The following is a 12,531-nucleotide window of genomic DNA, read 5'->3' as shown; positions in this document are numbered from 1 at the left end:
ACCATTAGCTTACCTATTTATAAATCACATTCTTCTTATCCATCGCCACCAGTCCCAAAGAAATTTTTCTCTTCGCCACATCCACGCTTTCTATATATACCTGCACCTTTTCGCCTTCTTTCAAAACCACTCCGCCGATAAGTTTTGATATGTGAACCAATCCCTCCACCCCGTTTTCCAGTTTTACCAGGGCGCCGAAATTAGCAATTCTTACCACTACTCCTTCAAGCTCCTTCTCTTTCGGATATTTTTCCTCAATCTTTTCCCACGGGTCAGACGACATTCTCTTCAAGGAAAATTGCAGTCTTCCCTCACTCTTGTTAATTAATTTTACTTTTATCTTATCTTTGGCTTTAAACAGCGATGACACATTTTCCACTTTTTCCCATGAAATTTCAGAAATATGCACCAATCCCTCCAAGATCAATTTCTGTTCTCCGGCCATAAAACTAATTCGAACAAAAATTCCAAATGGCTCCACCCGTACCACATCGGCCTCAAAATCATCACCGATTTTTAGATTCTCAATCGCGTTCACTTCTTCGCCCACCTTACCGGGCTCAGACACCAATCTTTCCGAGAAAACTAGTCTATTTTTGGCCTGGTCTACTTCCAAAACCTTCGCCTTAACTTTCTTCCCCAGCATTTTTTCCGGATCGCCATCGTATTTACCGCCTATTTGAGAGCCCGGAATAAATCCAAAGAATCCAAATGGCGCCACCACCACCGTTCCTCCGCGGTTTAGTTCTTTCGCAAAAACCGTCACTTCCCCACCGCTCTTTTCTTTATCTTTAAAATAATTCCAACCATAACCCGAGGCGGCTCCTCTGATAGATACCAAAATTTGTCCCTTGTCATTTTCCGGAGATTTAATCTGAACTTCTATCTCATCTCCAATTTTCAAATCTGCCACATAGTCTTTCACAAATTCAAACTCTTTCCCCATTACCACCGCATCAGTTTTCCCGCCTACGTCGATAAATATCGCCTTATTTTTTATCGAAGTTATTTTTCCCTTAATATCCTGACCTTTTTTAAGCCCTAGTGGTATTGACCCCTCCAGTTTCAACAAATCCGCCATGGAAAAAACCTCACCTACTTTTGACTTTGAGACTTTTCGACTTTGAGACTTTTCGACTTTGAGACTTTTCGACTTTGAGACTTTCTGACTATCTTTATTTTTTTTAGCCATATAATAAAAAATCCCCTATATCAGGGAATAAACGGGATTGTCTACCCTAAATAAATTATTAACATAAATCTTTTTTTAATCTATTTGAATCAATTCTCTTAAGTCTCCCTTGTCAAAGGGAGATTTAGAGGGATTTTGCCCTTTTTATTTGCCCTTTTCAAGGGAAATACCGGTTTATCCGGAAAGGGTTTCGTTTTAGTTTCTCGATTTCGGCCACGACCTATCTTCAAAGTCCCTTGTGGGAAGCCTATTGTCAGCGCTGAGGCGTTTCACTTCTCTGTTCGAAATGGGAAAAGGTGGTTCCACCTCGCTCCAGTGACCGAAATCCAAAAACTAAAATCAACAAAATATAAAACTTCTTTCTTGACCTCTAAATTGAGCTGCCACCGGTTTCTAGGCAACAATCGATCTATTACCTAAAAACCGTAGTTAATAATAAATTTCTTCAATCTATCCTTTGCTTAGCTCAAATCCTTACGGACCTTACACACGCAAAGTATTAACCGGTAGTCTCCCGGCGATTTCTCGTCCCTTGCGGGACCACGATTCCTTATCTTAGGGTCAGCTTCCTGCTTGAGATGCTTTCAGCAGTTATCTTATAGAAACGTGGCTACCCAGCGATGCTCTTGACAGAACAACTGGCACACCAGGGGTTTCCTCGTCTAGGTCCTCTCGTACTGTAGACGAATCCCTTCAAGAATCGAACGATTACTGTGGATAGAGACCGAGCTGTCTCGCGACGCTCTGAACCCAACTAACGCAGCGCTTTAATGGGCGAACAGACCAACCCTTGGCCCCTTCTTCAGGGCCAGGATGCGCCAAGTCGACATCGCAATGTCATTCCATAATTTCTTATGGTCTTAGACTATCCCTTCATCCTCTTGTCTCAATATGATTGAGAGTAGGAGCTAGCGTATTATCCATTATAAAATAATGAATCTGTCTCCCGATATACATCGGAAAACAAGTCGTTACGGGGTCATAACAATTGGCAATTTATACCTAAGTTCGGGCAAAATATATTTTTCAATAATTTTTACCATTTTTTTTGAACTTTCGCTTCTTACACGAATTCGAAAATAAATTTTATCTTTGTTTAAAGTCGATTTAATTCCAAACTGATCTTCCAAAAGAAATATCAGCCGGTTTTGTTCATCAACCGTAAACTGTTGAGTATTTAAATAAATAGATGATCGGCTTTTAGACCCATCATCCATAAACCACACAGCTAAACTCAAAGCATTTAATTTTAAATTATCGGGAATTGTTTTCTTCCCGTTAATAAAAAATTTATTATAAAACGGAGTTAAAATCGGTAAACTTCGGGTAAAGAAGCGGTAAGCTTCTCTCTTTCCATTCCCTCTTCTCCATTTTGGCGGAGTTATTACCAAATTTTTTAATTGGCAATATTTCCAATCCACTAATACTTTTTGTGAATAGGCATGATTTACCTCAAGATATGCATTTATTTTCTTTCTCATTGTACCGTCTCCTAAAAGACTTCCAATAAGAATGGATTTTTGCACTTTCGTTAGACTTCCCACGGTATTGACCATTGAACATATAAGAGTAACCCGAAGGTTACCCGAATGTCAATTAAGGTGTTCACCGTTATGAGCTAGATATTAAGTTTTTTGAAAAAAACTTATAAAAAACCAAAAAGACCCATTGATTAACAAACTAACGGAATTACTTCCGCCCACCCCGACAGCCTTTATGGCTGAGGTGCCGAACCGCATCGTCAATATGAACTATCGGATGCGACTAGCCTGTTATCCCCAGAGTAGCTTTTATCCAGTAAGCCCGTGCCCATACCAAATGGGTCACGAGGATCACTAAAACCGTCTTTCGACCCTGATTCCGAAATCAAATTGTTCGGAACTTCGCCTTGCGGCGAATTCGACTAGTAAGTCTCACAGTCAAGCTGGTTTATGCTTTTGCACGTCCAGTCCGATTTCCTGCCGGACCAAACCAACCTTAGTGTACCCGCGTTACTTTTTTGCAGGTGCCTGCCCCAGGCAAACTAGCAACCATACACGGTTCCCTCCCGGGTTTCACCGGGATAGGTTAGACTCAAAAATAACAAAGGGAGGTGTTCCATTGACGTCCACGATCTTACGATCGGGACTCCCTCCTACGCTCGACAATCATTATATTCTTATCAATGTAAAGATCTAGTAAAGCTTCATGGGGTCTTTTTGTCCTACAGTAATTAAACGGCATCTTCACCGCTCTTTCAATTTCACTGGATAGATGATTAAGACAGTTGCACAGTCGTTAAACCTTTCATACGGGTCGTAACTTACACGACAAAGGACTTCGCTACCTTAGAACAGTTAGAGTTACTGCTGACGTTCACCAGGGCTTGTATCGAAAACTATTCCGATTGCTCGGAACTATTCTCTCATTTAACCTTCTGGCACCGGTCAGGTTTCAGCCCCTATACATCCCCTTACGGGTTAGCAGAGACCTGTGTTTCTGATAAACAGTCGCCATGCATTCTTTTGTTGTAGCCTCGATGTTATTCGAGGCAGGGTATCTTGCAAAGCTTACACCCAGTTAATTTGCCAAGTTCCTTAATCATCTGTCTTCCAATCGCCTTAGTCTTCTCGACTTATCCACCAGTGTCGGTTTGGGTACGAATTCCCTAAATTCTATTTGCGACGCTTTTCTCGGACATATGGATGCAATTCAATTGTCTTCTCACGAAAACTCTTATTCGTGCTTCACTTTATAACGAAAAGGCGGATTTTCCAACCCCTTCTTGCTAAACACTTAAAAGCCCGATCACGCGGACTCTGAATCTTCCAACTGTCGTCACGCCCCAACTTAAAACGAATTCAAGGAAGGACCGGAATATTAACCGGTAGTCCATCCACTACGCCAGCACTACACTGGCCTCGTGTTAGGATCGCCTAACCCTCAGACGAACAACGTAGCTGAGGAAACCTTGGATATTTCGGCGTGCCGGATTCTCACCGGCATTTCGTTACTCATGCCTGCATTCTCACTTCTGACCGCTCCACATAGGCTTTCGCCACAGCTTCACCGCTGTCAGAACGCTCTCCTACCGACCAAATGCGCAACACTAGAAATTACAAAATGAAACTCAAATACTAAGTCGACTTATAGTTCACTTAATTCTTTCAAACTAACAGCATAAATATTCATTTTCAAAGATTATCTTCTGACTTTATTTATACTAATTTTTGTAATTCCTGGTGCTACGCACCTGATCCTCCAACTTCGGTACCATGTTTTAGCCTCGTTACATTTTAGGCGCGATTTTTCTACCATCCCTACGGACGGTCGATCAGTGAGCTATTACGCTTTCTTTAAAGGATGGCTGCTTCTGAGCCAACCTCCTGACTGTCTTAGAAAAATCACTACCTTTCCCACTTAACATGAATTTAGAGACCTTAGATGTGAGTCTGGGATCTTCCCCTTTTGCCCGGCCAGCTTATCCCGGTCGGACTGACTGCCAAGCTATACTCTTCGGTATTCGGAGTTTGGTTAAATGCCAAAGGATTGCTCCTTTAAACATTCATCCAGTAGCTCTACCCCCAAAGAGAAACACTTGACGCTATACCTATATATATTTCGGAGAGAGCCAGCTATTTCCACTTTCGATTGACATATTACCCCTAACCACAAGTCATCGGACAGATTTGCAGCTCTGATCCGTACGGGCTTCCTGCCAACTTTCGTTGACATTCACCCTGCTCATGGTTAGCTCAAGTGGTTTCGGGTCATCTCCAATTACCTAATCGCCTTATTCAGACTCGCTTTCGCTTCGCCTTCTCCCGCTTAGCGGGATTAAACTTGGTAATTAGAAACACTCGCAGGCTCATTCTTCAATAGGCACGACATTACTCATGCCCCGCGCTCTAAGTCGAAAGTCTTAAAGTCCAAGGTCTTTAAAGTATTTTTTTACTTTTAGACTTTTAGACTTGCAACTTTTAGACTCAAGGTGCGAAGCACAAGCTCTGTCTGTTTGTTAGCAAATGGTTTCAGATCTATTTCATCCCCTTACATAGGGTGTTTTTCACCTTTCCCTCGCGGTACTAGTTCACTATCGGTCTGCTAAAGTATTTAGCCTTGGAGCTTGGTCGCCCCAGATTCCCGCGACATTTCACGTGGATCGCGGTACTTAGGTATTCAACTAAAACAGTACTCGAAATTTAAAATACGGGGCTTTCACCGTCTTCGGCCGTCCATTCCAGAACGTTCTTCTGTTTCTTCCTGTCATAAGGTCGAACCCTGCAACCCTCTTAGTCTTGCGACTAGAGTTTAGGCTCATCCGGTTTCGCTCACCGCTACTAACGGAATCTCATACGATTTATTTTCCTCCGGGTACTTGGATGTTTCTGTTCCCCGGCTTACCTACCTCAACTTGCGTTGGGTACCCCAATATTTCTAATGGGGGAGTTTCCTCATTCGGACACCATTGGATCATTACTTGTTGACAGCTCCCCAATGAATTTCGCTATCTTCTGCGTCCTTCTTCGGCTTTAGCAACCTAGGCATTCACCATTTGCTTTAACGAAATTTATTATTTAACTTTGGCAACTCAATTTAGTTGCCAAGAAATTGTTTTTTATTACTTGTTGATTCAAACAGATTGTTAATGTACAGCAATCAGTCTAAAGGAACAAAATTTGTTCCCTTATTTCTAACTGCTTCCTCAACTTTAAGACTTTAAGACTTTTGAACTTTCAGACTTAGTTGTGGATTTATCCTAACAACGTTGGACGTAACGTTTTGCTTTGCAAAATTGTACGTTCTTACGTTGTGGACCTGGGGAGAGTCGAACTCCCGACCTCTTCATTGCAAATGAAGCGCTATAACCAACTAAGCCACAGGCCCAAGGCCTTAGTCCAAAAATAAAAAGAGCCGCATCTTGCGGCCCTATGAGTTCAAAAATACTACTTCCTCAAAAATTTTTGAACTTATATTTCTTATTCGTCAACATCCGCAAGTGTTCCTATTCTACCTAAATACGGTTAATTCGTCAATAAGACAAATTTCACTTACCGATTAAACTTTTCAAAAGCAAATTTTATCGTTCGCCCTACATTTTCCACACTTCCAAAAGCAATCAATCCCACCGCCGCAAAGAAACAAAACACCTTCAATACAGTAAACCTACTCATAGCTTAATTGTAACATAGCCTCATACCCCCACCCTTTACTTGTTCACAATAACTCTCGCCCATATGTGGGTGATAATAGACTCGAACTATTGACCCCCGTCTTATCAGGACGGTGCTCTAACCAACTGAGCTAATCACCCTCATCTTCCCCCAATTCCGGTTAGTATAGCATGGTCTAATACATCTGTTCCAACTTATCTTTTAGTGTTTGTTTAAAGTAAGCAGTATCCATCCCGTTTACCTTGCAGTTTCCATCCATATCGGCCTGCAGGTAATCACCATCACCTACTTCGTCGATTCTGGTTGCGGCCGCCTTCACGAAAGAATAATCTCTTCCGTCCACTACCCCATCCGGAGCTCCCACTGTCTCACCTGTTACATCACCCGGCATCAAAGGATAACCGCTGAAATCATAGACCGGAGTAGCCGACTCATTATCAGTCATTACGATATTTCCGCCGGCATAGGCATAATAAACATTCTGGTTATTAACTCCATACTTACTCTGTAGATGCTTTGGCCCCTTAAAGAAAATAGCCACTTTTTCATAATAAGGAAAATCTGTCAAAGTTAATTGGCCCCTATAGACCATGGCGGTACTAATAGATGTGTCCCTAACCGGCCTCTGCCCTTGATATACCTTAGTCGTTCCATCCTGAGCAACAGCCGTAATTACCACCGGCCAATCAGTCGCACACATATTACCGGATATTACATCCCTGTAGGAGATCATATATTTCAGAATCGGCCACCCGGCGGTTGCTGGTACTGGAGTCGCCGTCGGTCTAACTGGTGTATTTGTCGGTCCGACTGGAGTACTGGTCGGTTGAACATGTCCGGCTACTGGGCAGTCAATTTTGTAATACCACAAAGATTCGGTAACCCCATCTTCAGGAGCAATCCTCACCTTAATCTTTGTTGAGGTACCAGGTCCAAAATTGAGGACAACCTCCTTAAAATCATCGTTATCATCCGCTACTTCAAACAATTTTGTCCCTTCATAGAACACTTCTGCCTTATCGGGTAATGCATACAACGCCCAAGAAAAGGTAAAATGACCCGAAGTCATTCCCACTTCATACTCTATCTCGCTCACCCCTTGTCCTGCCAGTTCATCGTTGCCACAAACAGGAGTTGTCGGTTGCGCAGTCGGGGAAGGTGTCCATGGGGTATTAGTTGGCCTCACTGTCGGTGTATTAGTTGGTTGCTGTATCCACGGAGTATTTGTTGGTTGCTGTATCCATGGGGTATTAGTTGGCCTCACTGTCGGCGTATTAGTTGGTTGCTGTATCCACGGAGTATTTGTTGGTTGCTGTATCCATGGGGTATTAGTTGGCCTCACTATCGGTGTATTAGTTGGTCTAATCCATGGCGTGTTAGTTGGCCTCACTATCGGTGTATTAGTTGGTCTAATCCACGGCGTGTTAGTTGGCCTCACTATCGGTGTATTAGTTGGTCTAATCCACGGCGTATTAGTTGGTTGCTGTATCCATGGGGTATTGGTTGGCCTCACTGTCGGTGTATTGGTTGGAACACTCCCCCCACCAATAACAAATCTAAGTGGAACAATATTTCCCACTCCTATGCTCTGGTCCGCCTGTCCCGGAAAATAACCCGCCGCCATATTCTCATAATTAGTATCCAAAGTAACTACCGCTTCTCCGTTCACTAGCGCTCTAAATTTGAATCTTGCCAAACACACATTTCCTGTCGCAAACTTAGTGTCATCAGTTTCCATAGATACACCGGCCAAGTTAATCGTTCCATTAGTCTCGTCTACTCTTTTATCCAACAAATCACTTTCGGCCCCAAACAGCGCCGAATTACAGTTTGCCCCCAAACCGGCCACCCCGCTAGTTAATATTGGCGTAATCGATTCAAACTTCAACAAATTTTTATCGTATTTTAGTCTAAAATCAACCCCGCTCAGCTTTTTCGTCCCAATTGCAAAATTCAAAAATCCCTCAACCGACTGACCGACCACTACTGCCTTATTTTGTGAATCAATTGGGTAAAAATTTACATCTCCCGTCACCGACGTCCCGCTAATTGTATAACTTGCCCCTCTCTTTTCCGACACCTCCAGGCTCATATCAGTTGCCCCGGGAGCAGGATTATATCCTCCCATTGTCACCGTATTAATTATCACTTTTCCGCTTCCGGCTTTTGCCCCCCTAAACCTCACTGTTGCCGCCTGAAAAGTCCCTGATTTCAAACTGGCAGGCTGTATCCCGGTAGTTATCAAAACCATTTTTAAACATTTGTTTGTTCCGTCCACAGAAGTTGGCAGCGTTTGAATTTGTTTAAAGGCAACACTCTTAAAAGCTGCAGTGTTCAGTTGCAAATCCTCATCCAAAGTATCAGCATTCAAAACCAATTCGTCACCATAACACACGGTCGCGTCAAGTGAGCTTACCTTCGCCAGTTCCGCAGATCCGGCAATTTGGTTACTCGTCACCCAAACTTGAACCGGCACCACCGCCCCCACCTTTCCGGTAATCATTTCCGGCAATATATTCACCCTGGCTCCGGCAAAATAAGCTCCTCTCCTTGTTTCCTGGCTCTTCCCGGCCAAATACACCGCCGCTCCCAACGCCAATAACAGGACCAAATAATACAAGACCTTTGGTTTCTTGTTCACAATAAGTATGTTAAACGTCTAATAATTAACTTTACCACAAACAACGTCCGGTTTTACAATAGTTAGTTTCTATTTAGAACAGACTTCGTCTACAATAATTTTCCGAACACCTGCATTGTTTTCAAATTCTCTCCGCTGCCAATTTCTCCCTTTGCAAGATAGCCCATCTTTCGATAAAAACCCCACGCAGTATCTCTGTATCGGAAAGCGCTTCTAACCAACAATTCAGAATATTTCTGTTTTTTTGCTTCATGTTCAATAAAATTCACAAGCATTTTACCAACCCCCTTACCTTGCCGTTTCGTATCAACATACAATATTTTTATCTCTCCCGGGTTACTTGTTTTCCCAAAAAATAATATTTTCGGTAAAAGGTTGCTCAGACCAACAATTCCGACAGCATTCTTATCTTCCACCGCCACCCAAAACTGCATATTAAATTCTGTCCTCCCATTAATCTCATTTGAAATTCTTGCCACATACTTATCCACCTCCTCCCTGTCAGTCCACTGTTCCAGAATACTTTTAATTTGTTCCAAATTCTCTGCTTTAGGTTTAATAATCTCCACCACATCAGTATAGAATAGAAAAAGGATGGTTACCAAATATTATCCCTACATTCTTCTTTTCACGTTACTACTAATAATAGTATTCCACGTTTTTGTCAACCGTCCCGAAATGCTCCAATCTCCAAGTTTAGGCAACCTTCACACCCACACCACCTGTTCCGACGGCCACGATGATTATGAAACCATGATTCAATCTGCTCTCGATCTTAATTTCAAATTTATCGCCATCACCGACCACAAAATTTGCCCCGAAGTAATCCAAAGGTGTCTTTCCGAAACCAGAATCTATTGCATACCTGGGCTAGAAATTACCTCCAATCGCACTCATCTTTTAGCCATAAATATCACCAAAACTATTAATCCATATCAGCCAATAACCAAACAGGTGGCCGAAGTTCACGCCCAAGGTGGCCTCGCAATCGCCGCTCACCCTTATGTTGAAATATTTAAATACACCCCCGACGAGTTAACCGGCTCTGGTATTGATGCTATGGAGTGTACCGACACTCCAAACGAGCCCCATCCCCTGCCATGTATCTTTACTAGCGATGCCCATCGCGCTTCCGCCCTAAAATTCCAATACTTATCCTGCATGGGCCAAATCAATACCTTCTCCGATCTCAAAAACGCCCTCTTTTCTTCTTCTTGTTCCCGCTCTTTTGTCCCAAACACCAATCTCTTCCCTCCCACCCCCACTCCACTCTTACCCTGAATTTCTCTTCAAAAACATCTCCACCACTGCTTTTGCTACATTAATTCCGGTTGCTTCCTCAAACCCCTTAAATTGGCACTGCCTATTCACCTCCAAAATATAACTATCATAATCTTCTTCTTTGAAAATCCCCCTTTCCTCAAAGGGGGAGGCTCCAACTTTAGTTGGAGAGAGGGATTTCGGACTCTTCATTATATCCACCCCGCAATAGTCCAGTCCGCAAACCTTTGCCACTTTCTCAGCCAAAATCCTGTCACTATCCGACAAATCCCAAGCCTCCACCGCCCCACCCAGGCTATAATTACTTCTGAATTCATTCCCTCTTGCCATCCTCTTCATCGCCCCGATTACCTTTCCGTCCAGAACAATCACTCGGATATCCCATTTTGTCGGCAAATACCTTTGCCACAAAAACATCCCCACATTAATCTCGTCCATTTTCATCACAAATTTCTCTAATTCCAAAAAGTTCTCAAACTTTCTTACCGATTTCCCCTGATACCCTCTCTCATGCTTAGCAATCATAGGCCATCCCAAACCCAAGTCTCCCTTGTCAAAGGGAGATTTAGAGGGATTTAATACCTGCTCTTTAGTATAAAAAATTTTAGTCGCGACTACGGGAATTTGATTCTCCAAAAATACCGCGTGTTGAGCAATCTTCCCCATTCTCGTCCACCCCAAATAACCCGCATGGTTAGCACAAAAAATCCTGTCCTGTAGTAATCTTATCGCCATATTTCTCCCCTCCGTATATTTTCCGCTTATCGTCCCCGCTACTCTAAACCACATCCCCAAAGTATTCTCTTTCGTCACCTCCTCCCCTTTGACAAACACCCTACTTCTCTCGTTCAAATCAAAGCTCAACTCCCGATAAAGCGCCCTGTTCACCTCCACTCCCAACTTTTTTGCCTCTTGCTCCAACCTATCAACCTCAAACTGACTTTGTTTCAGCGACATTGTAAATGTAATTATTTTTTTATTCATATTTTTATAATTTATACATTTTGACGAAACATAAAGATTTTTCGCGCGCAATCATGTCAAGCAAAGTGCGTGCGAAGCTGAGCGGAGTCCGCCTCTGGCGGAAGCACTGCAAAAATTTGATTATACACATTAACTTATAAACTTATTAAAAATTTAATGATTTCTTTCGGTACATCAATTCCCGTCGCTTCCATAAATCCCCTAAACTGTGGCCCCTTATTCACTTCCAGCACCACATAATCATTAGAATCCCCACTCATTTCCCCATCCTCAAAACTTCGACTTTTGACTTTCAGACTTTCAGATTTTAAGACTTTAAGACTATTAGATTTTGGCTTTTCCATCACATCCACCCCCGCCACCATCAATCCACAAACTTTTGCCGCCTTCACTGCCATCTTTTTTATTGACTCCGGCAAATCCGCCACTTCCACCTTTCCCCCCACCGAATAATTATTACGAAACTCCTCAATACTTTGGCTGCTTCTTTTCATCACTCCCAGCACTTTCTCGCCCAAAATCAGCAGCCGATAATCACCGCTGTTCGGGATAAATTTTTGAACCATATATCGCTTACCCTCTACCGTCTCGGATTTCCTCAATGCCCGCACCATCTTTTCCATCTCTTCCAGGTTATCAATTTTAAACACCCGGCTCCCCCTATCCCCCCCGCTCCCCTTCAAAATTATCGGAAAATTAAAATCCAACGCAAAGTCCGAAGCCAATAAATTTTTCTGATCCAAATCAGCTTTCGTCATCAGTGTTTTTTTTACAACATTGAACGTGGCACCACATTCACCGGAGGAAAAAAAATGCTGATCAGAAAACTGTGTCTTATTTTTCATCATCTCATACAGATACCACAAACTTCCGTATATTGTTTTTGGCACCCCTATGCCTGCCTTAGCCAACTCCAGCATTTGATAAGCCTTACAGGCATCAGACGGCCTCCCATTTTTTACCAAAGGGTCAACCACCGTTATGTCCTTCCCTTTCACAGCATCCAAAATTAAACTTACTTCTTCCCAGTGTTTCCCCGTCGTTCTGAAAAACAACACGTCATATTCCGAAACTTCCCAGGTTTCGTTCATCCTGGCCTTATCTCCTCTTATATATACCCCCTTACCCGCTTCAAAACAAACCCTATTATAAGAAACCAGATCCAGCTGTACCCGGAGTTTCCTCGCCGCCATCCTCAGCAGCCTCAGGTGATGGGTGATCTTTCCTCCAAAAAATATTGCTATTTTTTTATTTTTCATATATTAAAAATAATTTGAAAA

The 12,531-nt window shown here is 42.7% G+C and carries 8 protein-coding genes, 2 tRNA genes and 2 rRNA genes; 1 reads left to right on the top strand and 11 read right to left on the bottom strand.

What is annotated here, in order from left to right; translation table 11 throughout:
- Nucleotides 1–13: 13 nt before the first annotated feature.
- The 9 genes from WC841_04160 to WC841_04120 form a co-directional block, all read right to left on the bottom strand.
- Nucleotides 14–1,192, bottom strand: coding sequence for a S1 RNA-binding domain-containing protein (locus tag WC841_04160; protein MFA5828518.1), 1,179 nt, complete (start codon nucleotides 1,190–1,192; stop codon nucleotides 14–16).
- Nucleotides 1,193–1,399: 207 nt separating this feature from the next.
- Nucleotides 1,400–1,516: ribosomal RNA gene (gene rrf, locus WC841_04155) — 5S ribosomal RNA — on the bottom strand.
- 647 nt (nucleotides 1,517–2,163) lie between these two features.
- A complete protein-coding gene (locus tag WC841_04150; protein MFA5828517.1) occupies nucleotides 2,164–2,748 on the bottom strand; it encodes an LAGLIDADG endonuclease in 585 nt (194 codons plus the stop codon).
- A gap of 90 nt (nucleotides 2,749–2,838) precedes the next feature.
- Nucleotides 2,839–5,747 (bottom strand): 23S ribosomal RNA (locus WC841_04145).
- A 237-nt stretch (nucleotides 5,748–5,984) separates the two neighbouring features.
- Nucleotides 5,985–6,058, bottom strand: a tRNA-Ala gene (locus tag WC841_04140).
- Nucleotides 6,059–6,222: 164 nt separating this feature from the next.
- Nucleotides 6,223–6,345, bottom strand: a complete 123-nt coding sequence (locus tag WC841_04135; GenBank protein ID MFA5828516.1) for a hypothetical protein — start codon at nucleotides 6,343–6,345, stop codon at nucleotides 6,223–6,225.
- Nucleotides 6,346–6,411: 66 nt separating this feature from the next.
- A tRNA-Ile gene (locus tag WC841_04130) sits at nucleotides 6,412–6,485 on the bottom strand.
- Nucleotides 6,486–6,520: 35 nt separating this feature from the next.
- A complete protein-coding gene (locus tag WC841_04125; GenBank protein MFA5828515.1) occupies nucleotides 6,521–8,986 on the bottom strand; it encodes a hypothetical protein in 2,466 nt (821 codons plus the stop codon).
- An 89-nt stretch (nucleotides 8,987–9,075) separates the two neighbouring features.
- Nucleotides 9,076–9,555 carry a GNAT family N-acetyltransferase gene (locus tag WC841_04120; GenBank protein ID MFA5828514.1) on the bottom strand — a complete coding sequence of 160 codons (480 nt, stop codon included), beginning with the start codon at nucleotides 9,553–9,555 and terminating at the stop codon, nucleotides 9,076–9,078.
- Between the two features lie 25 nt (nucleotides 9,556–9,580).
- Here WC841_04120 and WC841_04115 point away from each other — a divergent pair, with 25 nt between their 5' ends.
- Nucleotides 9,581–10,267, top strand: a complete 687-nt coding sequence (locus WC841_04115; protein ID MFA5828513.1) for a PHP domain-containing protein — start codon at nucleotides 9,581–9,583, stop codon at nucleotides 10,265–10,267.
- Here the strand turns inward: WC841_04115 and WC841_04110 are convergent.
- Together WC841_04110 and WC841_04105 are read right to left on the bottom strand one after the other, a co-directional pair.
- On the bottom strand, nucleotides 10,259–11,251 hold the full coding sequence (locus tag WC841_04110) for a hypothetical protein (GenBank protein MFA5828512.1): 993 nt from the start codon (nucleotides 11,249–11,251) through the stop codon (nucleotides 10,259–10,261). The two genes, WC841_04115 and WC841_04110, sit on opposite strands and share 9 nt — an antisense overlap.
- A 134-nt stretch (nucleotides 11,252–11,385) precedes the next feature.
- Nucleotides 11,386–12,510: a hypothetical protein gene (locus WC841_04105; protein ID MFA5828511.1), complete on the bottom strand. Its 1,125-nt coding sequence runs from the start codon at nucleotides 12,508–12,510 to the stop codon at nucleotides 11,386–11,388.
- Nucleotides 12,511–12,531 lie beyond the last annotated feature (21 nt).

It is taken from the genome of Candidatus Shapirobacteria bacterium (genome assembly GCA_041659325.1).
Lineage (GTDB): Bacteria > Patescibacteriota > Microgenomatia > UBA12405 > UBA12405 > JBAZYN01.
The sequence above is the reverse complement of the archived record's forward strand: the minus strand, read 5'-3'. Positions and strand labels throughout refer to the sequence as shown.

Excerpts from the sequence above, each read along its gene's own strand:
- WC841_04135 (MFA5828516.1), bottom strand. The coding sequence starts at position 6,345 with ATGAGTAGGTTTACTGTATTGAAGGTGTTTTGTTTCTTTGCGGCGGTG.
- WC841_04110 (MFA5828512.1), bottom strand. The coding sequence starts at position 11,251 with ATGAATAAAAAAATAATTACATTTACAATGTCGCTGAAACAAAGTCAG.
- WC841_04150 (MFA5828517.1), bottom strand. The coding sequence starts at position 2,748 with ATGGTCAATACCGTGGGAAGTCTAACGAAAGTGCAAAAATCCATTCTT.
- WC841_04115 (MFA5828513.1), top strand. The coding sequence starts at position 9,581 with ATGGTTACCAAATATTATCCCTACATTCTTCTTTTCACGTTACTACTA.
- WC841_04105 (MFA5828511.1), bottom strand. The coding sequence starts at position 12,510 with ATGAAAAATAAAAAAATAGCAATATTTTTTGGAGGAAAGATCACCCAT.
- WC841_04160 (MFA5828518.1), bottom strand. The coding sequence starts at position 1,192 with ATGGCTAAAAAAAATAAAGATAGTCAGAAAGTCTCAAAGTCGAAAAGT.